The sequence below is a fragment of the Brevundimonas sp. MEB006b genome, from assembly GCF_030209705.1.
Taxonomy (GTDB): Bacteria; Pseudomonadota; Alphaproteobacteria; order Caulobacterales; family Caulobacteraceae; genus Brevundimonas.
This window is the reverse complement of sequence record NZ_JARVRL010000006.1, coordinates 1-20,922: the sequence shown is the minus strand read 5'-3', so window position 1 is coordinate 20,922 and position 20,922 is coordinate 1. Positions and strand designations below refer to the sequence as shown.

Sequence of the window (20,922 nt, the reverse complement as noted above, 5' to 3'; positions counted from 1 at the left end):
CGGGTGAGACCGGCCCGGCACGGGTGCACTCCTTTGACAGACCAGGTCCGTGGGACGTCGTCCGGTTGTCCCCGGCCCCTACCCTGTTTCAGAGCGGCCCAAAGCTTTCCGAAGATTCACGTGCAAACCGGTGGTCAACCTCAGAACATCCTGTGAGCGAGTCTTGGGAGAACGACCATGAGAGACAGGCACGTCGTCGCATCGGCGATTTTGATGTCGTCGCTCGTATGCGGTGCAGCGATCGCACAGACGGCGCCTGCGATCACCAGTCGTGACGTGATTGGCGAATGGTCGCTCAGGATGACGCCCGCCGAGGGCGACGGACGCACGATCACCTTCAAGTCCAAAAACGGCGGCCCACTCGTTCAACCACTCTCGATAACGGCGCGATCAGGCGATCGGCTGAACTGCACAATCGATGCCGAACCAGCCCAGTGCAGGATAAGAAACGGCAGGCTCGTAATCGCGACAGGCGCGAACGGCATGCGGATGACCTTCACACTCACAGATCGAACACGTCAGGGATTCGCCGGGGCGGTCGATCTGAGGGTCCGTCTGCTGCCCATCGGCGGGCCTATCGGCACAGTCGATATGGTGCGTCGCTAGCCGCATCCAGCGCCTCGGCCGCCTGCCCCCGAGCAACGGAAAGGCATCACACAAAGGCCCAAAAGAAAAACGCCCGCCTCCTGATGGAAGCGGGCGTCTCCAGACCGAAAACGGTTCGGCTTATTTCTTCGCGCGGGTTCCGGCGGCGCGGGCGGGCTTGCGGCCGCCCTGGCCCAGGCCCATCGACTTGGCCAGTTCCGAACGCGCCTTGGCGTAGTTCGGGGCGACCATCGGATAGTCTTTAGGCAGACCCCATTTGGCCCGGTATTCTTCGGGGCTCATGTCGTATTTGGTGCGCAGGTGGCGCTTCAACGACTTGAACTTGCGGCCGTCTTCCAGGCAGATCAGGAAATCGGGCGCGATCGACTTGCGGATCGGCACCGCCGGTTCCTTGGGTTCAGGTTCGGCCTCGACCGGACCGTTCGACACACCCGACAGGGCGGCGTGAATATTGGCGATAAGCGCAGGCAGGGCCTCTGCCGAGACCGAGTTATTGCCGACATAGGCCGACACGATGTCTGCGGTCATCTCCAGCAGTTCGGGCTTATCTTCCATTATCGGCTTCGCTTTCCTGATTTATTGAGTTCGGCTGATTCTCCAACCGAACGACCCCAATAGCGTCATAGGGTTGTTTCGCCGCGAAAGCAAACACGCGTATAAGCGGTGTGATATGCACGTCTATGCATTCGACATTAGTGATCAGACCTATCGACCGAAGTCTTCGGCCAGCACCATCATCGCCGCCCGCTCCGGCGCCGAATATTCATCGACGGCGTCATCCTCACCGTCGCGAATGGCGCGCAACAGCGTGGGCGTCAAGGCCGAGGACAAAGACCAGTTCCAGTAACGCAGCACGGTCTGGGCGCGATCGACGGCCAGCATTTCATAGGTGATCTGCACACGCTCCCAGTCGGGATGGATCTTGCCGTCCGCCGTCGTCTCGGGCCGCCGCATCGAGCGCCACAGATTGGTCAGATCAACGCGCGACATCCCCGTCGCCTTGCACAGGATCGCCAGCGGCTCGCCGCCAGGATCGCCCAGCAGCTTGGCCCCCGTCAGCGGTTTGATCCCCGCCAGGAAGGCGATCTCGGACGCCGTCTCGCGTGTCAGGCCATCGTTGGCGGCGACCATGACGGCGTGTTCCAGGTTGTCGAACGGGCTCTTTTCGATGGCCGCGCGATTGCGCTGGCGGCGCTCGATAAACTGAAGCGCCTTGCGCGCGACAGGATCGGACCAGCTTTCGTCATTGGCGATGGCGAAGACGTCCTCGGACGCCTCCTGCATGACTTCGCGCGACACGGCGAACCGTTGCAGAATGGTGCGGCGATCCTCGGGCGCGCACCACCAGAACATGACATAGGCGCCCGACGGCCTCAGCTCGGGCCGCTTCAGCAAGGGGCTGCACAAGCCCGGCGACTGGCGGCTAAGGCCCACCACCGTCTCGATGCCTAGTTGAGACAGGCGCGCGGTCGTGTTGCGCAGCACCGCCTCAATCACCTCCATCTCGCCGAAGGAGAACAGGGTCTCGGTCACGATCTCCGACAGGCCCCGACGCACGGCCAGCAGCATCCGGTGTTCGAAACTGGCGTCGCGCGCACAGCCGACGATCTCCGCATCGCTCAGCGAAGCGCATTGTTCGATCAGCAGGCCGGCGATGTCCGGATCGTCGCGCAACAGGATGCGCGCCACGCTGTTGGGCAGTTCGGCCAGCGGCGCCAGACGCGCCGCCACGCGTTTGCGCTCATCGTGCGAGGCCAGCCGCAGCATCTCGACCAGCAGGTCGCCCGTCACCGCCCGCTCGAAGGCGTTGATGCGGCTGGCGGGCAGGGACACGACGTCGGCCAGACGCTTCAGCAGCGCCCGGCGCGCACGCAGCGGCGGCGGCGTCACCTCTTCCCCGATCATGGCTGCCAGATCGCCCATCCCCCCACCTTAGAAGCGAGCGGTTAACCGGGCGTGAGCCGGATCAAAGCCCTTCGAAAAGCGCGGTCGAAAGATAGCGTTCTGCGAAGGACGGGATGATTACCACGATGGTCTTGCCCGCATTCTCCTCGCGCGCGGCGATGCGGAAGGCGGCGGTCAGGGCCGCGCCCGAGCTGATGCCGACGGGGATGCCCTCGACCCGCGCGGCCTTTCTGGCCATGTCGAAACTGTCGTCATTGGACACCTGTTCGACCCCATCGACCACCGACGGATCATAGATGGCGGGCACGAATCCGGCGCCGATGCCCTGGATCTTGTGCGGGCCGGGCGTGCCGCCGGACAGCACCGGAGAGGCCTCGGGCTCGACGGCGATGAACTGCACCGACGCCTTCTTTGCCTTCAGCGCCTGGCCCACGCCCGAGATGGTGCCGCCGGTGCCGACGCCGGCGACGACGATGTCCACCGCCCCGGCCGTGTCGTTCCAGATTTCCTCGGCCGTCGTGACGCGGTGAATGGCCGGGTTGGCCAGGTTCTCGAACTGCGACGGACTGATGGAGTTCGGCGTGGTCTCCAAAAGTTCCTGCGCCCGCGCGATCGCGCCCTTCATCCCCTTTTCGGCCGGCGTCAGCTCCAGCCGCGCGCCCAGCAGCGCCAGCATCTTGCGTCGCTCGATCGACATGCTTTCGGGCATGCACAACGTCAGCTTCAACCCCTTGGCCGCCGCCACGAAGGCCAGGGCGATGCCGGTGTTGCCGCTGGTCGGCTCGATCAGCACCGTGTCCTGATTGATCTTGCCCGCCTCCTGCAGCGCCTCGACCATGGCCACGCCGATCCGGTCCTTGACCGAGGCGATCGGGTTGAAGAACTCCAGCTTGGCCAGCACCGTCGCCTTCGTATCGTATTCCGCCGACAGACGCGGCAGACGCACGATCGGGGTGTCGCCGATGGTGTCGACGATCGAGTCATAGACCTTGCCCCGGCCCTTCTTCAGGTGGCGGGACGCATCATAGCTGAAGTCGGTCATGGAAAAGGTCTCCTCGAATGCTGGCGCACAACAGATAAGGCCTTGCCGGCCCACGCAAGGGGTGACGCGCGATGATTTCTGCGAACGACCGTCAGAACCCTTGACCTAAAGCCAGCCGGCGGCCCGCAGATTGGCCACCCGCGCGCGCGACACCGGCGCCGTCAGACCACCGGTCAGGGCCAGGCGCAGGTTACGGCCGTCCTCGACGACCCCGACGATGGCCGCGCGCGCCACCCACCACGAGCGATGGGTCTGAAGTCCCTCGACGCCCTTCAACGCCGAGACGGCCTGCGACAGCGACATCAGAACAAGCTGCGACCCCCGCGTCGTGTGCACGCGCACATAATGATCCTCCATTTGCAGGCAGATCAGGTCGCGCCCCAACCCCGTGGGCAGGGTGCGCGCGAAGCCCGGATCGCCTTCAACCGCTCGCGTCGCCGCAGCGGACGTCCGCATCCGTAACAGGGCGTAGAGCGCTACATAGACAGCCCCGATCAGCAGGGCCTGCCCATACCATTCGACCCAGCCGACACGTTGGCGAATGCCGGGCCACAGGACCACGGCGATGATCCGGCTGATTACGGCGGTCGGCCCGCTGGCGACGACGATCAGCATGGGCAGCCAGAACTGCATGGACACGCGTCTGCGGCGCATCCTGGGCCAGGCCCAGCGGATCGCAGCCCCGAACACCGCGCCGCTGATCACCAGAACCGCCGTCCAATAGCCGATCCGCACCGCCAGCCCGTCGTTGAAGAAGCTGCCGAAGGGACCGACCGCGCCCAACACCACCCCCGTCACGGCGCAGGCCGCCAGATCGACGGCCCAGGCGCGCGGCGTATTCAGTCTGTCAGCGGCGTTCTGCGTCATCGTCCCTCCCCTCGTCAGCCCACTATCGTCGAACCCTTCGCCCGTCCACGCACCCGTTCGCCCATTGGCGAAATGCGGCTGGCGCTCGCTCCGTCTTGCCCCGAACAGCGGGTCATCTCGACCAACGGAAACCGACATGCCCCATCGCTCACCGCCCCAAAACCTGACCGCCGGCCTCAGCCTGGCCCTGATGCTTCTGGCCGGCGCCGCATCCCCCGTGCAGGCGACGGCGTCACAAGCCCAAGGCCCGGCGCGCGCCCAGACCGATCCGCAGGCGCCCGACCAGGTCTTCACCTTTCCCGGCGGACCGGATGGCGCGGTGGAGGCCGGGGTCTGGCTGCCGAGCCGCCGCGCCGATGGCCGGCCGGCGCCCCTGATCGTTATCTCGCACGGCAACGGCGGCGGCTTGCGCAGCCATGCCGACACCGCCAGAGCCCTGGCCGACGTCGGCTTCGTGGTCGCCGCCCTGACCCATCCCGGCGACAACTATCGCGACATGAGCCGCTCCACCCAACTGACCAATCGCGCGCCCCAGCTCAGCCGCCTGATCGACTATATGACCGGCGACTGGCGCTCGCGGCCGGGCGGCGTCGCCATCGATCCGAACCGCATCGGCGCCTTTGGCTTCTCGGCGGGCGGCTTCACGGTCACCTCAGCCATTGGCGGGGTCTCGGACGCGGCGGCCATCGGAGACCATTGCCAGGCCCATCCCGGTTTCTTCGCCTGCCGCCTGCTGGACGCGATGGGGATCGACCTGTCGACCTGGCGTCCGCGTGCGAAGGACGACCGGATCAAGTCGGCCGTCATCGCCGCCCCGGCCCTGGGTTTCTCCTTCACGTCCGACAGCCTCGCCGCCGTGCGCATTCCGGTTCAGCTGTGGCAGGCGGGCGCCGACGACATTCTGCCCGCGCCCTATAATGTAGAGCCGATCCGCGATCGGCTGGGCGCCGCGCCCGAGTACCACCGCGTCGAAGGCGCAGGTCATTACGACTTCCTGCCGCCCTGCTCGCCGGCCCTGGCGGCCGAGGCGCCGCAGATCTGCACGCCGACGCCACACTTCGACCGCGCCGATTTTCACAGGGACCTCAATCGCGAGATCGTCCGCTTCTTCCAGCGAACGCTGTAGCGCCGCGGGGACCGGCCTAGGCGAAACCGATACGGATGACCATGGCTCTTGCCGCCCCACGCAAGGTGTGACGCGCGATGATTTCTGCGCAAACCTTTCAGAGCGGCTATGTCAGCCTATATGTCGCCGTCGCGCGAACCGAGATTTCCGTCCTTGCCCCACACCCGTCCGCCCTCCGACCCCGGCCTGACCCCGGAGATCGCCGAACTGGTCGCCGAGGTGTGGGCCGACACGGCCTCCCAGACCCAGATCCAGATGGACGATCCCGTCGCGCCCAAGGTCGAGGATGCGCCGACGCCCGAGACCCGTACCATCGCCGACGAGTTGCGCTATCGCCTGAAGCAGCAGTCGCTGCTGGCGCGTTTCGGCGAGGTGGCCCTGCGCGAACGCGATCGTCAGGCCCTGCTCGACGCCGCCTGCGTGGTCTGCGCCGACGGCCTGGAGACGCCCCTGTCCAAGGTGCTGATCCACAACGAAAGCCGTGACCGGCTGGTCCTGGTCGCCGGCGTGGGCTGGAGCGGCGAGGTCGAGGGTCACGCCTCGCTAGGCGTCGAGCTGGATTCGCCGGCCGGCTACGCCTTCCAGACCGGAAAGCCGCTGATCTCCAACCATCTGGAGAACGAACAGCGCTTCCATACCCCCAAGCTTCTGGCCGACCACGGCGTGCGGCGCGCCATCAATGTCCTGATCCGGCCCGAACTGGACGGCGAACCCTGGGGCGTGCTGGAGGTCGATAGCCCCGAAGAGGGCCAGTTCGACGCCCGCGACGCCCTGTTCCTGGACGCCTTCGCCGCCGTCGTCGGCGCCGCCATCGCCCGCCAGCAGACCGAGCAGCGGCTTCTGGCCGCCATCGAACATCAGGCCCTTCTGACGCGAGAGGTCAGCCACCGGGTCAAGAACAGCCTATCTCTAGTCTCCAGCCTGCTGTCGATGCAGGCGCGCGGCGCGGCCTCCGACGAGGTGCGCGCCGCTCTGGCCACGGCCGGATCGCGCATCCAGGCCATCAGCGAAGTCCATGATCAGCTGTGGCGCGGCGCCGACGTCCAGACCGTGATCCTGTCCGACTTCCTGTGCCAGCTGTGCGAGGCCATCGACGCCGGCAGCGACCGCCATGTCGTCACCTGCGAGGCGTCCGATGCTCCGCTGGGCGCCGACATCGCCATCCCGCTCGGTCTGATCGTGAACGAGCTGGTCACCAACGCCATCAAATACGCCTATGGCCCCGAGGGCGGCGTCGTTGCGGTCACAGGCCGCATCGCCGACGGACGCCTGACCGTCACGGTCGCGGATCAGGGCAAGGGCTTCGACCTAATCGCCGCCCGCAGCGACCGCAGCCTGGGCATGCGCGTGATCGACAGCCTGGTCCGCCAGATCGGCGGCACGATCGAGAACCGAACCCAAGGCGTCGGCGCGATCCTGGTGGTCGAGGCCCCGGCGACCTAGCGCTCCAGCACCGCGCGCCCCGGATCGAAGCCGACGACCTCGCGGATGACGATCATGCTCTTGAAGCCGCGCACGCCCTTTTCGGGGACCAGTTCGCGGATGCCGAAGGCTTCATAGTCCTGCATGGAGCGGACGGCGACGGTCAGCAAATAGTCGGTTTCGCCCGTCACGTCCCAAGCGCCTTGCACCTCCGGGCTGGCCTTCATGGCGCGCTGGAAGGCGTCCATGACCTTACGATCCTGGGTGTTCATCTCGACCTGGACATGCAGGACGATGCGCGGCTCGACCCGGGCGGGATCAATGACGGCGACGTCGGCGGCAATGACGCCCTCGGCCCGCAGGCGACGCAAGCGGCGCAGGACGGCGGATTCCGATAGGCCCACCGCCTCGGCCGTCACCCGCGCCGGCTCCAGATTGTTGCGCCGGACCCGCATCAGCAGCTTATGGTCGAAATCGTCGAGCGTGACGAAATTCGTCATTACAGGGTCTCCATTGACGATTTCCGTCGCATTCAAGCGGAAACTCGCCGGGAAGCGCAAGCGGCGTTACGCTAGCTTTACGCCATGACGTCGCTGGCCCTGAAAACCCATCTGAACTCGCCGCTGGCGGCGCGCTTGATCCCCTATCTGGCGCTGTTTGCGGGCATGGTGACGCTGGCGTGCGGCACCTCCTTCGCCAAGACCCTGTTTCCGGTCATCGGGGCGGAGGGGACCTCGGCCTATCGCGTCGGGATTTCGGCCGTTCTGCTGGTCGCCGTGTTCCGGCCCTGGCGGTTCCGCCTGACACGCGCGGACCTGGGCGCCATTGCGCTTTACGGCGTCGTGCTGGGGGCGATGAACCTCAGCTTTTACATGGCCCTGCGCACCATTCCGCTGGGTCTGGCCATCGCCATCGAGTTCATGGGGCCCCTGACCCTGGCCCTGATCCATTCGCGCAAACCCATCCATTTCGCCTGCATTGGTCTGGCGGTCGTGGGGCTGGGCCTGCTGCTGCCGATCAAGGCGGGGGCCGGCGCGCTGGACCCTGTCGGCATGGCGCTGGCGGCCTTCGCCGGCCTGTGCTGGGCGCTGTACATCGTCTTCGGCAAGCGGCTGTCGCACCTGCACGCCGGTCAATCGGTGGCGCTGGGCATGAGCGTCGCCGCCATGGTCGTCGTGCCGTTCGGCGTGGCCCATGCGGGCGCCGCCCTGCTGAACCCCGCCATCATCCTGGCGGGCGTGGCGGTGGCGATCTTCTCCAGCGCCCTGCCGTATTCGCTGGAAATGGTCGCTTTGCGCAGCATCCCCAAACGCACCTTCGGCGTGGTGCTCAGCGCCGAGCCGGCGGTCGGCGCCCTGGCCGGGCTTCTGATCCTGCACGAGCATCTGACCGGCCAGCAGTGGCTCGCCATCGCCGCCATCGTCGCCGCGTCGGTCGGCGCCATCGCGACGACGCGGGAAACGAAGATCGAGCTGGAGCCGAGCGCGCCCTGAGATCACGCAAAAAATCTACGTGAGATTGCGCTTGAATGCTTTCGCCTCAAAAGCGATGGATGCTCATGGACGAATTCAAAATCGCCGGGCCGGAAATCGCGCGCTGGTTGAGACAAGATAAATCCGATCCTGCTCTTATGATCGGCGCCCTCTTCGACGATGGAGCCAACGAGACAGCTTGGGAAATCGCCTCGGCATCTGCAGAGACTCTGGTCCTTATCCAGCCGGAAAGCGGCGCAAGAAAACCGGTCTCTGCGCGTGTTTTGACCGGAGGCGCCGTGATCACAACTGGCCGCGCCGCTCCTTTGGCGGTCGCCGTCCTTCAGGCCAGATATCCGTTGGAAATGCAGATGGCTGAACTTCAGCCCTATTTAAACGGCGAGCTATCCACGCCCTTGGACGCTCCACGCGTACTGGCCGTAGTCAGGGATTGGCAAGAAGGCCACCTTCCAGACGCCGACGACAGAATGGCGCAGGCCCAGCTTCTGAAAGCCAATCGCCAATGGCGGCTGGGCGCCCGTATCGCCGCCGATTGGTGGAAAGCCGTTCAGCCTCTGTCGGCTCCGCCCGCCGACATCGTGATCCATCTTGCACGCTTCCTGCGAGAATCGCGCGAGCACCGGGCGGCTTTGACCCTGATCGAAGACTTCATGGGGCGCAGCCCGGCTATCAGCCTTAATCAACGGATCAGATTGGAAATCCAGACAGCTGCCCTCAACGCTGACATCTTCGAGCATCGATCCAAACGTCGAGATGATCGATATCTCGAAAAGGCAAACCAGAACGCGCGGCGCGCCTTCGGTTTATGTCAGAACCAGGATACCGATCCGAAGCTATCCGAGTCGGTTCGCAACCTCTTTCACCGTCTGGACAGCCTCGGCCTCAACCGCCGCTAGCCCGTCTCAGAATTCTTCCCAGTTCGGAGGCGGGGTGGTCAGAACTCCTCCCAACCGGATGTCTGCGCGGCCGCGCCGCCGCTGGCGAAGGCCCGGATCCGGGCGCGTTCGCGGGCCAGGGGGACGGGGGCGGCGGCTTGCGACAGGTCATGGACGCGGGCCTGAGCGGGCGCCTCGCCCGTCTCGAACCGTTCGACCAGCAGGGCCAGCTGTTCTGTTTCGGACTTCAGGCTCATGGCGGCGGCGGTCGTCTGTTCGACCATGGCCGCGTTCTGCTGGGTGACCTGGTCCATCTGGTTGACGGCCGTATTGACCTGGCTCAGCCCTGTCGCCTGTTCCTGAGCCGAGGCGGCGATCTCGCTGACCAGGGCGTCCATCTCCGCCACCTTGACCGCAATCGCCGACAGGGCGGCACCGGTCTCGTCGACCAACTTGACCCCTTGCGCCACCTCCTGGCCGGAGGTGGTGATCAGGGTCTTGATCTCCTTGGCGGCTTCCGCCGAACGCTGCGCCAGCGCCCGCACTTCGGAGGCGACGACGGCGAAGCCGCGGCCGGCTTCGCCCGCCCGCGCCGCCTCGACCCCGGCGTTCAGGGCCAACAGATTGGTCTGGAACGCGATCTCGTCGATCACGCCGATGATGTCGCTGATCTGGGTCGAGCTGCGCTTGATGCCGTCCATTGCCGCGATCGCCTGGCGCACGACCTCGCCCGACCGATCCGCCTCGGCGCGCGCGCCTAGGGCCGCAGCCGAGGCCTGTTTGGCGCCGTCCGCGCTGCGTTTAACCGTGGCGGTGATCTGGTCCAGCGCCGCCGCTGTTTCTTCCAGACTGGCGGCCTGCTGTTCGGTGCGGCGCGACAGGTCGTCGGACGCGCTGGAGATTTCGCCCACCCCGCCCCTCAGACCCGACACGGCCCGAAGCGCCTGGCCCATCGTCTGGCGCAGGCTTTCGACCGCAGCATTATAATCGTCGCGCACCCGCACATGGTCGCCCTTCACCGGCGCATCGATCCGCGCAGTCAGGTCGCCGGCCGACAGCTTGTTCAGCACCCCCGCCAGGGCGTCGACCAGCAGGGTCTGGGCGCTTTCCGCCTCGACCCGTTCGGCCTCGCGGCGCGCGGCCTCCTGCTCGTCGGCGGTGATGTCGATGGCCAGTTTGATGACCTTGGCCGGCCGCCCGTCTGGGCCGAACACCGGATTGTAGGAGGCCTGCAGCCAGACCTCGCGGCCGCCCTTGGCCAGGCGGCGGAACTTGCGCGCCAGGAACTGTCCCGCGTTCAGCTCGCGCCAAAAGGCGGCGTAGTCGGGCGAAGCCGCCTCGGCCGGGTCCATGAAGGTCCTGTGGTGGGCGCCCCGGATCTCGTCCAGACTATAGCCCATCGTGGTCAGAAGGTTCTGGTTGGCGTCGATAATGGTGCCGTCCAGGTTGAACTCGATCACCGCCTGCGACCGACCGATGGCGGCCATCTTGCCGTCCAGATCGACCAGCCGATCCTGCATGTCCGACGACTTCGGTTTACGCGCGAACATAGGTTGCAACCTCTTCGCTATCGGCCGGCCCCCGCCCGCCTGGGTTGCAAGATTAGCCCTCTAATTAGTTGAAAAATCGTTGCCCGCTTGAGCTGCAATCGAGACGCAATAATCGCTGTCTTATCCCCCGCCTCCCAGCAGCGCTTCATCGGTCGTTAACCACGTTGCCGCATCTGTTGAGGCCTGTTCCTGGGGTCTGATTTTTGCGCAATCTCGTCGCCGCCGTCGAAGCGATCGATCCGCTGGTCGTGACCGGCAAGGTCGCGGGCGTATCAGGCCTGCTGATCGAGTCGCGCGGCGGCCTGTCGCGCCTCGCCGTCGGCGCTCGGGCCGAGATCGGGCGGCGCGGCCACGATCCCCTGCCCGCCGAGGTGGTCGGTTTTCGCGATTCCAAGGCCCTGCTGATGCCCTTCGGGCCGGTCGAGGGCGTGGCCCCCGGCGCCGAAATCCGCATCATCGACCAGGCCGCCAGCGTGCGCCCGACCACCGCCTGGCTAGGCCGGATCATCGACGCCTTCGGCCAGCCCATCGACGGCAAGGGGCCGTTGCCGCAAGGCCCCGCCCCCTACCCCTTGCGCGCCCCGCCCCCGCCCGCCCATTCGCGCGGCCGGGTCGGCGAGCGTCTGGACCTGGGCGTGCGGGCCATGGACGTCTTCACCACCACCTGCCGGGGCCAGCGCCTGGGCATCTTCGCCGGTTCGGGCGTGGGCAAGTCGGTGCTGCTGTCGATGCTGGCCAAGGAAGCGACCTGCGACGCCGTGGTCGTCGGCCTTATCGGCGAACGAGGCCGCGAGGTACGCGAGTTCGTGGAAGAGACCCTGGGCGAAGAGGGGCTGAAACGCGCCGTCGTCGTGGTCGCCACGTCGGACGAACCGGCCCTGAAGCGCCGTCAGTCAGCCTATATGACCATGGCCATCGCCGAATATCTTCGCGACCAAGACCTGGAAGTGCTGTGCCTGATGGACAGCGTCACCCGTTTTGCGATGGCCCAGCGCGAGATCGGGCTGGCCGCTGGCGAGCCCCCGACCACCAAGGGCTACACCCCCACCGTCTTCACCGAACTGCCCAAGCTGCTGGAGCGCGCCGGTCCCGGCCCGATCCGCCCCGACGGCACGACGGCGGCGCCCATCACCGCCCTGTTCACCGTGCTGGTGGACGGCGGCGACCATGACGAGCCGATCGCCGACGCCGTGCGCGGTATTCTGGACGGCCACATCGTCATGGATCGCAAGATCGCTGAGCGTGGGCGCTTCCCCGCCATCGACGTGTTGAAGTCCGTCAGCCGCACCATGCCCGCCTGCCAGACACCGCCCGAGCGCGAGCTGAACAAGCGCGCCCGCCAGTGCCTGAGCGCCTATGCCAATATGGAAGAGCTGATCAAGATCGGCGCCTACCGCACCGGCGCCGACCCCATCGTGGACCGGGCCATCGCGCTGAACCCGGCCCTCGAAGATTTTTTGGGTCAGGACAAGGACGATGCGACGCGTCTTTCCGATTCCTTTACCCGGCTGGAAGCAATCCTGAACCAAGGCATGATCAGGGAGTGATGATTTAGATGACCGCTTGGGCCCAATCCCTGATCCGCATCTCCAACTATGAGGTCGAGACGCTGCAGAAGCGCCTGGCCGAGATCGCCGAACGCCGCGCCGGCGCCGAACTCCGCATCGCCGTGCTGGACGCCGAGGCCGAGGGCGAACGCAACCGCGCCCGCATGGACGCCGAGGCCGGCATGATGCTGGGCGCCTATCTGAACGGCTGGAAATCAAGGAAGGCCGCCGCCGAAGGCGACCTGTCGGTGCTGGACGCCGAGGAAGCCGGCGCCCGCGACGCCCTGACCGGCGCCTTCGAAGAGCTGAAGAAGTTCGAACACGTCGCCGAAACCACCCGGCTCAACCAACTGATCGCCCTCGCCAAGCGCGAAACCGCCGCCTTCGACGAGTTGGGCCTGCGGAAGCGTGCGGTCTGACTCCAAAAATCCTCCCTCGCATCGCGGGGGAGGGGGACCGCGCGTAGCGTGGTGGAGGCGGCGGAAGTCGCACGGACCCCTGTCTTCGGTTTTTGCACGCCGCTTTCAGATCGAGTCTGAGGTCGCCCCCTCCACCGCTTCGCGGTCCCCCTCCCCCGTTCCGCTGCGCTCCTCGGGCGAGGATTTTAGTCGCCGCGCTATCCTCGCCGCCCCTCTTGCGCTCGCCGCCTGCGACCGCTTCGCCTCGGCGGAGCCGTCGCCGCCCAACGTTCCTCCGCTGAAGTCCATTGCCCCGGCGCCCTTCGGCACGGCGATCAAGGCCAGCCAGATCGACGATCCGGACTGGGTCGCGCTGGCCCGCGCCAACGTCTCCCAACTCACGCCCGAGTGGGAGATGAAGATGGAATACATCCTGGCGAACGGCCTGGACCGGCCCAACTTCGACCGGTCGGACCGTATCGCCGCCTTCGTCCGGGCCGAGGGCATGACGATGCATGGCCACACCCTGATCTGGTACGCGCAAGGCAAGGAGGCCTTCGCCGGCCTGTCGGGCGCCGCCTTCGACCGCGCCTTCGACGGCTATATCGCCACGGTCGCCGGCCGCTATCGCGGCAAGGTCCGCAGTTGGGACGTGGTCAATGAGCCGATCCTGGACGACGGATCGGGGATGCGCGACTGTCACTGGTCGGCGCAATATGGCCAGGACGGCTATATCCTGCGCGCGTTCGAAAAGGCCCGGACCGCGGATCCTGACGCCGTTCTGTTTCTCAACGAATACAATCAGGAGAGCGTGCCGGCCAAGGGCGCGCAGTTCCTGAAACTGGTCGAGCGGCTGCTGAAGTCCGGCTGTCCGCTGCAGGGCCTGGGCCTGCAATCCCATCTGTGGATCGACATCCCCGAAGGCGTCATCGCCGCCTATATGCGCGAGATCAGCCAGTTCGGCCTGCCGATCCATGTGTCGGAGCTGGACTGCACCCTGCGCACCGAAAACCGGCTGGACCTCCGCAGCCAGGCCGACCGGATCGCGGCCCAGGGCGCGCGCGTCACCGAACTGGCCTCGGCCTTTGCGGCCCTGCCCAAAGCTCAGCAATTCGCCTTCACCGTCTGGGGCCTGCGCGACACCGACAGCTGGTATCGCCAGGGCGACAAGGACGACGGCCGGGACAAGCCCCTGCCCTTCGACAGCTTCGGCCGTCCCAATCCGATGGCGGCCGCCCTCGCGGCAGGCTTCAAGACCCCGGCCTGACGACAGGCCTCTGAATACGGAGACGCCCGGCCGTCTTGCGACAGCCGGGCGTTCCTGTGCGAACCGGAGGGGGCGGCCGGTTTACTTCTTCTTGGCGGTCGCGGCGGCCGGCGCCTGGACCGAGGTCTGGGCCTGGGCTTGATGACCCCGGCGATGCGCACGCGGGGCGCGGGCCGACGGCGCGGGCGTCGTCACCGAAGCGGTCGCGGCCGGACGAGCGGTCATGGCGGTCGAGGGAGCCGGGGTCGTGCCGGCGAAGGCGGCGCCGCTGGTCAGGGCGACGAAGGCGACGGCGGAAACGGCGGCGGCGGTGCGGAAGGATTTCATGTCGATGTCTTTCGTTTGAAGGTCGAAGTCTCAGGAGTGTCGGGGGTCCTGCCGGCCGGGGACGCCGACAGGACCAGCAAGGCGTCGGGCCTTACTTCTTCTTGGCGGGCGTCACGGCGCGGTGGGTGCGGGCGTGGCTGACCCGATGATGCGCACGGGCGGAGGCGGCGGGGCGGGCGTGAGCGCCCGACGACGGGGCCGAAGGCGTGCCGGCGAAGGCTGCGCCGCTGGTCAGGATCACCAGTGCGGCGGCGCCGAAAGCGGCGGTGGAACGGAAGGACTTCATGGCGGGTCTTTCTGTGTGTTTGGCGTCCGGCCTCGTGTCGGACAGTCACTGTTTCAGACCCGCGTCCGGCCGGTTCGGGGCCGGTCGGTGTCGCCGCGTATCGTCGGCGAAGAGAATTGTGTCCGACTGTATCCGCCGCGCTTTGGCCATGAGACAGGACGACAGATCGCGCTTCTTCCCGCTCGCCGAACGCCAATGTCCCAGACCTCCGCCGCCCCTGTCCTACTGGTCGTCGACGACGATCGCGAGATCCGAAACCTGTTGTCCGACCATCTGGAGCAGCACGGGTTTCGCACGGTGAAGGCCGCCGACGGGCGAGCCATGAAGGCGGCGCTGGAGGCCGGGCCGGTCGATCTGGTGGTGCTGGACCTGAACCTGCCGGACGAGGACGGCCTGTCGTTGTGTCGCGGCATCCGCGCGGCGTCCAAGATTCCCGTCATCATCCTGACGGCGCGCGGCGATCCCATCGACCGGATCGTGGGACTGGAGATGGGCGCGGACGACTATATGGCCAAGCCGTTCGAGCCGCGCGAGCTGGTGGCCCGCATTCGCACCGTCCTGCGTCGCACCGGCGGCGAGGCGACGACGAGCGAGGGACGACACGCCGACTTCTCCGGCTGGTCGCTGGACATCGCCGCGCGGGCGCTGACGGCGCCGGACGGACGGCTGGCTCCGCTGTCGGGCGCCGACTTCGACCTGCTGCACGCCCTGGTCAGGAACGGCGGCAAGCCCCTGTCGCGCGAGCGGATCCGCGCCCTGTCCACCGTCGCCGACGCTGACGACCGCGCCATCGATCTGAGGGTCAGCCGCTTGCGCCAGAAGCTGGGCGACGACGCCAAGGCCCCGGCCCTGATCCGCACGGTGCGCAGCCTGGGCTATATGCTGGCGGGGCCCGTCACATGGCGCGCGTGAGCACCCGCCACGGCCGGGCCGAGGCCGAGACCACGCGGCTGTTCCTGCTGCTGCTGGTCGGCGCCCTGCTGGCGGCGGGCGTGACCTTCGCCGCCCTGGGCCTGAACCATCGCCATCGCCTGTCCCAGGCCCATGACTTCACCACCGCCGAACGGATCGTGGACCTGGCCGGCTCCAGCGACGATCCCGCCGTCGGCCTGACCGACGGCCTGCCGGACGCGGCGGGCCAAAGGCTGGGCGCGCCCGATCCGTCGCTGACCCATGCGGTCGCCGAGGCGCTGAAGCGGCGCGGCGTGGACGGCGTCTCGGTCAAGGCGTTCGAGGCCTCGGCCGGGGCGTGCGGCGCGGCGGCCGATCGGCTGCGGTGCCGCATCCTGGTGCTGCGGCCGGTCAATGGCGCGCCCGTCCCGGTGGCGATCAGCCTGCCGCCCGCCCCGCGCCCGTGGACGCTCAGCCGCGAGGCCGCCGCCCTGCTGTTTGCGGGTCTGGCCGCCGTGCTGCTGACCGGTTGGATGGCGTCGCGGCTGGCGGCCGGTCCGCTGAATCGCCTGTCCCAGGGCGCCGTCGCCCTCAGCCACGATCTGGACCGCCCGCCCCTGGTCGAGGAGGGCGCGCGCGAGGTCCGCGAGGCCGCCGCCGCCCTGAACGCCATGCAGACCCGACTGAGGGCTCTGATCGAGGATCGCACCCGCGTGCTGGCCGCCGTCGCCCACGACCTGCAGACGCCCCTGACCCGGATGCGGCTGCGCGTCGAAAAGATTAAGGACGAGACCCTGCGCGCGCAGTTCGTCAGCGATCTGGCCGGGATGCAGCATCTGGTTCGGGAAGGCCTGGACCTGGCCCGGATCGAGACGACCGTCGAGGCCGCGACCCCCGTCGATCTGGACGCGCTTCTATCGGCCATCTGCGAGGACGCGGCCGAGGCGGGCCAGCCGGTCGTCTTCACCCAGGGCTGCAACGCCGTCGTGCCGACCCGGCCCCAGGCCCTGCGCCGCTGCCTGACCAATCTGATCGACAACGCCGTCCGCCACGGCGGCGATGCGGCCGTCAGCGCCGTGCGCGACGACCATACGGTGCGCCTGATCGTGCGCGACCACGGTCCCGGCGTGGCGCCGGATCAGTTGGAGAAACTGTTCGAGCCCTTCTACCGCCTCGATCCGTCCCGTTCGCGCGACAGCGGCGGCTCCGGCCTGGGCCTGACCATCGCGCGCCGCATGGCCGAACGCGCCGGCGCTCATCTGACGCTCGCCAACGCCGACGGCGGCGGGCTGGAGGCGACGCTAACGTTCGAGGCCTGACGAAAAGCACGCGGCGCCTGCATCTGTTCGCCGCTCTCGCCGCCTCTCTCTGAAAGCGTTAGCGTGACGCGTTCAGGAGACCGCCCCTTGCCTCATTCGTTCCTCGCTCGCCGCCGTCAGGTCCTCCTGTTGCTGGCCGCCAGCGCCCTGGCCCTCACGCTCAGCCCGCTGGCCAGCCGCCCGGCCGCCGCCCAGGACGCGGCGCGCATGGACCAGGTGATCCGCGCCTCCAGTGACGCCGACGCCTTTTCCGGCGCCGTCCTGGTCGCCCGCGACGGCCGCATCCTTCTGGATCAGGGCTACGGCCTGGCCAACCGCGAGTGGAACATCCCTAACGACGGTGATGTGAAGTTCCGCCTCGGCTCGCTGTCGAAACAGTTCACCGCCGTCGCGGTCATGCTGCTGAACCAGCAGGGCAAGCTGGATCTGGATGCGCCGATCAAGACCTGGCTGCCCGACGCTCCGGCCGCCTGGGACGCGATCACCCCGCGCCATCTGCTCAGCCATACGGCGGGCGTGCCCAACTTCACCGCCTTTTCCGACTTCGAGGCCCAGAAGACCCGGCCCGCGACGCTGCCGCAGCTGATCGCCCGGTTCCGCGACCGGCCGCTGGACTTCGCGCCGGGCTCCCGGTTCGCCTATTCCAACTCGGGGTATGTGCTGCTCAGCGCCATCATCGAGGCGGCCAGCGGTCAGACCTATGCCGACTTCATCACCACCAATCTGTTCCAGCCGCTGGGCATGAGCGACAGCGGCTACGACCGCCACGACGTGATCCTGCTCCGCCGCGCCTCGGGCTATGCGCCGGGCGCCGACGGCGTCGTCAACGCCGACTATGTGGACATGAGCATCCCGACCGGGGCCGGCGCCCTGTATTCGACCACCCACGACCTGCTGAAGTGGGAACAGGGCCTGTTCGGCGGGCGGCTGCTGAACGCCCAGTCGATGACCGCCCTGACCACGCCGGTGCGCAACGGCTACGCCATGGGGCTGATGGTGTCCGAAGCCGACGACAAGCGTCTGGTCTGGCACAACGGCGCCATCGATGGCTTCAACACCTATATGGCCTATGATCCGGGCGATCGGACCGCCGTCATCGTCCTGGGCAATCTGAACGGCGAGGCGCCCGACAAACTGGGCGCGGCTTTGGTCACCCTGGCGCGCGGCGGGACCGTGACCCTGCCCAGCGAACGCCGCGCCGTCGCCCTCTCGCCCGACGTGCTGAAGGCTTATGAGGGGGTCTACAATCTGGCCCCGACCTTCGCCCTGACGATCTCGGTCGTGGACGGCAAGCTGATGGCCCAGGCCACCGGCCAGCCCGCCTTCGAACTGACGGCGGAGGCCCAGGACGCCTTCTACCTGACCGCCGTCGACGCCCAGATCACCTTCACCCGCAACGCCGACGGCGCCGTCGATGGGCTGGTCCTGCACCAGGGCGGCCGCGACATGCCGGCCAAGCGTCAGTAGGGTCCCAACGCAAAACGCCCGCCGTCACCGGCGGGCGTTTCGAAATCGCGGATCGAAGGTCGATCAGGCGGCGACGGTGACGACGCCCTCGGCCGGGTCGCGCAGAACATAGCCGCGTCCCCAGACGGTTTCGATATAGTGTTTGCCGTCGGCGGCGGTGGCCAGCTTCTTGCGCAGCTTGCAGATGAAGACGTCGATGATCTTCAGCTCGGGCTCGTCCATGCCGCCGTACAGGTGGTTCAGGAACATTTCCTTGGTCAGGGTCGTGCCCTTGCGGAGCGAGAGCAGCTCCAGCATCTGGTATTCCTTGCCCGTCAGGTGGACGCGGTGACCGTTCACCTCGACCGTCTTGGCGTCCAGGTTCACGGCGATCTCGCCGGTGTGGATGATCGCCTGGGCGTGACCCTTGGAGCGGCGGACCACGGCGTGGGTGCGCGCGATCAGTTCGTCCTTGTGGAAGGGCTTGGTCATATAGTCGTCGGCGCCGCCGCCGAAGGTCTTGACCTTGGTTTCGATCTCGTGGCTGCCCGACAGGATCATGACCGGGGTGTTGACCTTGCCGACGCGCAGCTGGCGCAGGACTTCCAGGCCGCTCATGTCCGGCAGGTTCAGGTCAAGAAGAATGAGGTCGTAGTCATAGATCTTGCCCAGGTCGATGCCTTCCTCGCCCAGGTCCGTCGTATAGACGTTGAAGCCTTCCGACTTCAGCATCAGTTCGATGCTTTGGGCGGTTGCGTGATCGTCTTCAATCAACAGGACGCGCATACGTGCCCCTCCAGGCAAAAGCTTTGCGGTAACCACCCTGGCACACGGCCGGGTAACCTTGTTCGCAAGTTAAGACGTGAAAACCTTAAGAAGGGTTAACGCCATCCAATTGAGGCGAATCTAGGCTGATTTGCGAATCGGCGTCGAGAGGCTGGAGTCAACGATTCGAAATTTATTAACCATGTTGGACCCGCGCCCCGTGTTTCGGCCGACATACCGCCCGTCCTCTCACCTCCCTCACGCACGACGTGCTGCCCGCAACCTCAAGGCGGTTAAGCCGCCACGACCGATTTTGGCGCATAGTAGGATAATATTCCTATCTCGACGTCGCAACCACCTATGATGCCGGCGTCGAGAGTTCGTGAGAGGGAGACGTTTCGTGCTGGAGGACTACAGGGTGCCGGTCACCGAGGAGGATCAGGTCAAGGCCGGGCTGGCCATTCATCTGATCGCGGCGCGCACCGGCGCCCATCCGTCGCAGATGACCGGTCGGGGTCGGATGAACCCGCGCGCGGCCCGCCCGCGCTGGCTGGCCATGTATTTGTCGCACGTCGCCTATGGCTGGACGATGGAACGGGTCGGCCACGTCTTCGGCGTCAATCGCGCCAGCGTCGGCGCCGCCTGCCGCTGGGTCGAGGACGAGCGCGAACAGCGCAGCATCGACGACCTGATGAACGATCTCGAAGGCTGCATCCAGGGCCTGTATCAGTCGCCCCGCCTGGAGCTGCCGCAATGAGCAGGCTTCTGGAACGCGCGCGCGATCTGATGGCCAAGCCCGGCGCCTGGCTGTCGGCCGAGGGCGGGGCCTATGCCTTGCGCCTGTCGCCGGATCGCCGCAGCCGCATCAGCCTGACCCTGACCGAGACCGAGTTTCGCGCCCTGATCGACCAGCCCGGCCTGCGCGTGCGGCCAGGCGGCGGCTGGTCGGGACGCGCCCAGCCGGACCCGACGCCGTCCCCCGCCCCCGGCCGTCCCGGCTTCGTGGCGGGCGAGCGCGACCTGATGCAGCCGGACGGCCGCATGGTCCGCGCGCGGGCCAATCTGGGCGAAAGCCCCATCGCCTGGCTGGCGCGGCGCAAGGATGCGTCCGGCCGCCCCTGGTTGACCCCGGCCGAGGCCGCCGCCGGCGAACGGCTGCGGCGCGAGGCGGAACAGGCGACGAAGGGCGCGTCGCTCACCATGCGCTGGGACGCCCTGCCGACCTCCGGCTCAGGAACCGCCGCGCGGATGGAGCCGACCGACCGCGCCCTGTCCGCCGCCCGCCGCGTCGAACAGGCCCTGACCGCCGTCGGCCCGCGCCTGCGCCCCATCCTGACCCGCATCTGCATCCATGGCGACAGCCTGCAACTGGCGGAAACGGGCCTGGGCCTGCGCCGCCGCCAGGGCAAGACCGTCCTGAAACAGGCGCTTCAGGCGTTGGCGGATCACTACGGGATTGGATGAAGTGCACACTTTGCACTGGAGATTCCTGAGCGCGATCCCGGGCGCGGCGAATGTCGGCCAAGGGTGGGAAGCGGCCAGTGGCTATGGCTTGCGGTCAGTCCTGCGCTGACCCAGGGCATTAATTCAATGTACGGCACATTGTGGAGGTAAGGGCTTGATCTAGGCCGGAAGCGGCTTTTTTCTCAGAACTCTTCCCAACTCGACGCCACGACCGCCAGCGCCGGGCCATTACGCCCTAGCGCCATGCGGGCTCGCGCAGGGGCGGCGTGGGCGCGGGCGAAGCTTTCGACCCGCGCCTGAGCCTTGTGGACGGCTGTCGGCGCCGC

22 protein-coding genes are annotated in these 20,922 nt (G+C 67.2%); 13 read left to right on the top strand and 9 right to left on the bottom strand.

Features of this window, described 5'->3' with window-relative positions; genetic code table 11:
• Positions 1–177: 177 nt before the first annotated feature.
• A complete protein-coding gene (locus QRN13_RS09785; protein ID WP_055753019.1) occupies positions 178–606 on the top strand; it encodes a hypothetical protein in 429 nt (142 codons plus the stop codon).
• 120 nt (positions 607–726) lie between these two features.
• On the opposite strand, the gene QRN13_RS09780 is transcribed toward QRN13_RS09785, so the two are convergent.
• The 4 genes from QRN13_RS09780 to QRN13_RS09765 form a co-directional block, all read right to left on the bottom strand.
• The gene (locus tag QRN13_RS09780; RefSeq protein ID WP_055753018.1) at positions 727–1,161 is read right to left on the bottom strand and encodes a Ros/MucR family transcriptional regulator; all 435 of its coding nucleotides are present in this window, start codon (positions 1,159–1,161) and stop codon (positions 727–729) included.
• Positions 1,162–1,311: 150 nt separating this feature from the next.
• Positions 1,312–2,529, bottom strand: coding sequence for a DUF2336 domain-containing protein (locus QRN13_RS09775; protein WP_284877772.1), 1,218 nt, complete (start codon positions 2,527–2,529; stop codon positions 1,312–1,314).
• Between the two features lie 43 nt (positions 2,530–2,572).
• On the bottom strand, positions 2,573–3,553 hold the full coding sequence (cysK, locus tag QRN13_RS09770; RefSeq protein WP_284877771.1) for a cysteine synthase A: 981 nt from the start codon (positions 3,551–3,553) through the stop codon (positions 2,573–2,575).
• 105 nt (positions 3,554–3,658) lie between these two features.
• Entirely contained in the window at positions 3,659–4,420 is a 762-nt protein-coding gene (locus QRN13_RS09765) for a LytTR family DNA-binding domain-containing protein (RefSeq protein WP_284877770.1), read from the bottom strand.
• 136 nt (positions 4,421–4,556) lie between these two features.
• On the opposite strand from QRN13_RS09765, the gene QRN13_RS09760 reads away from it, so the two are divergent.
• Both QRN13_RS09760 and QRN13_RS09755 read left to right on the top strand, forming a co-directional pair.
• Positions 4,557–5,546: an alpha/beta hydrolase family protein gene (locus tag QRN13_RS09760; RefSeq protein ID WP_284877769.1), complete on the top strand. Its 990-nt coding sequence runs from the start codon at positions 4,557–4,559 to the stop codon at positions 5,544–5,546.
• A 153-nt stretch (positions 5,547–5,699) separates the two neighbouring features.
• Positions 5,700–6,989 (top strand): sensor histidine kinase, encoded by a 1,290-nt coding sequence (locus tag QRN13_RS09755; protein WP_284877768.1) that lies wholly within the window; start codon positions 5,700–5,702, stop codon positions 6,987–6,989.
• On the opposite strand, the gene QRN13_RS09750 is transcribed toward QRN13_RS09755, so the two are convergent.
• On the bottom strand, positions 6,986–7,468 hold the full coding sequence (locus tag QRN13_RS09750; protein ID WP_284877767.1) for an Lrp/AsnC family transcriptional regulator: 483 nt from the start codon (positions 7,466–7,468) through the stop codon (positions 6,986–6,988). The two genes, QRN13_RS09755 and QRN13_RS09750, sit on opposite strands and share 4 nt — an antisense overlap.
• Positions 7,469–7,552: 84 nt before the next feature.
• Here QRN13_RS09750 and QRN13_RS09745 point away from each other — a divergent pair, with 84 nt between their 5' ends.
• Both QRN13_RS09745 and QRN13_RS09740 read left to right on the top strand, forming a co-directional pair.
• Positions 7,553–8,461 carry an EamA family transporter gene (locus QRN13_RS09745; protein ID WP_284877766.1) on the top strand — a complete coding sequence of 303 codons (909 nt, stop codon included), beginning with the start codon at positions 7,553–7,555 and terminating at the stop codon, positions 8,459–8,461.
• A 65-nt stretch (positions 8,462–8,526) separates the two neighbouring features.
• The gene (locus QRN13_RS09740) at positions 8,527–9,357 is read left to right on the top strand and encodes a hypothetical protein (protein WP_284877765.1); all 831 of its coding nucleotides are present in this window, start codon (positions 8,527–8,529) and stop codon (positions 9,355–9,357) included.
• Between the two features lie 38 nt (positions 9,358–9,395).
• On the opposite strand, the gene QRN13_RS09735 is transcribed toward QRN13_RS09740, so the two are convergent.
• The gene (locus QRN13_RS09735) at positions 9,396–10,886 is read right to left on the bottom strand and encodes a methyl-accepting chemotaxis protein (RefSeq protein ID WP_284877764.1); all 1,491 of its coding nucleotides are present in this window, start codon (positions 10,884–10,886) and stop codon (positions 9,396–9,398) included.
• Between the two features lie 203 nt (positions 10,887–11,089).
• On the opposite strand from QRN13_RS09735, the gene fliI reads away from it, so the two are divergent.
• The 3 genes from fliI to QRN13_RS09720 are packed head-to-tail and all read left to right on the top strand — an operon-like array spanning position 11,090 to position 14,098.
• A complete protein-coding gene (gene fliI / locus QRN13_RS09730; protein WP_284877763.1) occupies positions 11,090–12,433 on the top strand; it encodes a flagellar protein export ATPase FliI in 1,344 nt (447 codons plus the stop codon).
• A gap of 8 nt (positions 12,434–12,441) precedes the next feature.
• Positions 12,442–12,852: a flagellar export protein FliJ gene (locus QRN13_RS09725; protein WP_055803572.1), complete on the top strand. Its 411-nt coding sequence runs from the start codon at positions 12,442–12,444 to the stop codon at positions 12,850–12,852.
• Positions 12,842–14,098 carry an endo-1,4-beta-xylanase gene (locus QRN13_RS09720; RefSeq protein WP_284877762.1) on the top strand — a complete coding sequence of 419 codons (1,257 nt, stop codon included), beginning with the start codon at positions 12,842–12,844 and terminating at the stop codon, positions 14,096–14,098. The genes QRN13_RS09725 and QRN13_RS09720 overlap by 11 nt, the downstream gene beginning before the upstream one ends.
• Before the next feature lie 81 nt (positions 14,099–14,179).
• On the opposite strand, the gene QRN13_RS09715 is transcribed toward QRN13_RS09720, so the two are convergent.
• Positions 14,180–14,425: a hypothetical protein gene (locus tag QRN13_RS09715; protein ID WP_284877761.1), complete on the bottom strand. Its 246-nt coding sequence runs from the start codon at positions 14,423–14,425 to the stop codon at positions 14,180–14,182.
• 91 nt (positions 14,426–14,516) lie between these two features.
• Complete coding sequence (locus QRN13_RS09710) at positions 14,517–14,711, bottom strand: hypothetical protein (protein ID WP_017505846.1); 195 nt, start codon at positions 14,709–14,711, stop codon at positions 14,517–14,519.
• 195 nt (positions 14,712–14,906) lie between these two features.
• On the opposite strand from QRN13_RS09710, the gene QRN13_RS09705 reads away from it, so the two are divergent.
• The 3 genes from QRN13_RS09705 to QRN13_RS09695 all read left to right on the top strand — a co-directional run bounded on the left by QRN13_RS09705 (position 14,907) and on the right by QRN13_RS09695 (position 18,388).
• Positions 14,907–15,623, top strand: a complete 717-nt coding sequence (locus QRN13_RS09705) for a response regulator (protein WP_284877760.1) — start codon at positions 14,907–14,909, stop codon at positions 15,621–15,623.
• Complete coding sequence (locus QRN13_RS09700) at positions 15,611–16,921, top strand: sensor histidine kinase (RefSeq protein ID WP_284877759.1); 1,311 nt, start codon at positions 15,611–15,613, stop codon at positions 16,919–16,921. Before QRN13_RS09705 ends, QRN13_RS09700 begins: the two co-directional genes overlap by 13 nt.
• Positions 16,922–17,008: 87 nt before the next feature.
• The gene (locus QRN13_RS09695) at positions 17,009–18,388 is read left to right on the top strand and encodes a serine hydrolase (RefSeq protein ID WP_284877758.1); all 1,380 of its coding nucleotides are present in this window, start codon (positions 17,009–17,011) and stop codon (positions 18,386–18,388) included.
• 63 nt (positions 18,389–18,451) lie between these two features.
• Here the strand turns inward: QRN13_RS09695 and ctrA are convergent, their stop codons facing one another.
• Positions 18,452–19,153, bottom strand: coding sequence for a response regulator transcription factor CtrA (gene ctrA / locus QRN13_RS09690; protein WP_017505852.1), 702 nt, complete (start codon positions 19,151–19,153; stop codon positions 18,452–18,454).
• 379 nt (positions 19,154–19,532) lie between these two features.
• Between ctrA and QRN13_RS09685 the strand changes: the two genes are divergently transcribed.
• Positions 19,533–19,889, top strand: coding sequence for a chromosomal replication initiator DnaA (locus QRN13_RS09685; RefSeq protein WP_271042661.1), 357 nt, complete (start codon positions 19,533–19,535; stop codon positions 19,887–19,889).
• A complete protein-coding gene (locus tag QRN13_RS09680; protein WP_284877757.1) occupies positions 19,886–20,596 on the top strand; it encodes a DUF6456 domain-containing protein in 711 nt (236 codons plus the stop codon). The genes QRN13_RS09685 and QRN13_RS09680 overlap by 4 nt, the downstream gene beginning before the upstream one ends.
• The last annotated feature ends 326 nt before the right edge of the window (positions 20,597–20,922 follow it).

Bases quoted from the DNA above. Each gene is read 5' to 3' on its own strand.
- QRN13_RS09785 (WP_055753019.1), top strand. From the start codon at position 178: ATGAGAGACAGGCACGTCGTCGCATCGGCGATTTTGATGTCGTCGCTC.
- QRN13_RS09780 (WP_055753018.1), bottom strand. From the start codon at position 1,161: ATGGAAGATAAGCCCGAACTGCTGGAGATGACCGCAGACATCGTGTCG.
- QRN13_RS09775 (WP_284877772.1), bottom strand. From the start codon at position 2,529: ATGGGCGATCTGGCAGCCATGATCGGGGAAGAGGTGACGCCGCCGCCG.
- cysK (WP_284877771.1), bottom strand. From the start codon at position 3,553: ATGACCGACTTCAGCTATGATGCGTCCCGCCACCTGAAGAAGGGCCGG.
- QRN13_RS09765 (WP_284877770.1), bottom strand. From the start codon at position 4,420: ATGACGCAGAACGCCGCTGACAGACTGAATACGCCGCGCGCCTGGGCC.
- QRN13_RS09760 (WP_284877769.1), top strand. From the start codon at position 4,557: ATGCCCCATCGCTCACCGCCCCAAAACCTGACCGCCGGCCTCAGCCTG.
- QRN13_RS09750 (WP_284877767.1), bottom strand. From the start codon at position 7,468: ATGACGAATTTCGTCACGCTCGACGATTTCGACCATAAGCTGCTGATG.
- QRN13_RS09745 (WP_284877766.1), top strand. From the start codon at position 7,553: ATGACGTCGCTGGCCCTGAAAACCCATCTGAACTCGCCGCTGGCGGCG.
- QRN13_RS09740 (WP_284877765.1), top strand. From the start codon at position 8,527: ATGGACGAATTCAAAATCGCCGGGCCGGAAATCGCGCGCTGGTTGAGA.
- QRN13_RS09735 (WP_284877764.1), bottom strand. From the start codon at position 10,886: ATGTTCGCGCGTAAACCGAAGTCGTCGGACATGCAGGATCGGCTGGTC.
- QRN13_RS09725 (WP_055803572.1), top strand. From the start codon at position 12,442: ATGACCGCTTGGGCCCAATCCCTGATCCGCATCTCCAACTATGAGGTC.
- QRN13_RS09715 (WP_284877761.1), bottom strand. From the start codon at position 14,425: ATGAAATCCTTCCGCACCGCCGCCGCCGTTTCCGCCGTCGCCTTCGTC.
- QRN13_RS09710 (WP_017505846.1), bottom strand. From the start codon at position 14,711: ATGAAGTCCTTCCGTTCCACCGCCGCTTTCGGCGCCGCCGCACTGGTG.
- QRN13_RS09705 (WP_284877760.1), top strand. From the start codon at position 14,907: ATGTCCCAGACCTCCGCCGCCCCTGTCCTACTGGTCGTCGACGACGAT.
- QRN13_RS09700 (WP_284877759.1), top strand. From the start codon at position 15,611: ATGGCGCGCGTGAGCACCCGCCACGGCCGGGCCGAGGCCGAGACCACG.
- ctrA (WP_017505852.1), bottom strand. From the start codon at position 19,153: ATGCGCGTCCTGTTGATTGAAGACGATCACGCAACCGCCCAAAGCATC.
- QRN13_RS09680 (WP_284877757.1), top strand. From the start codon at position 19,886: ATGAGCAGGCTTCTGGAACGCGCGCGCGATCTGATGGCCAAGCCCGGC.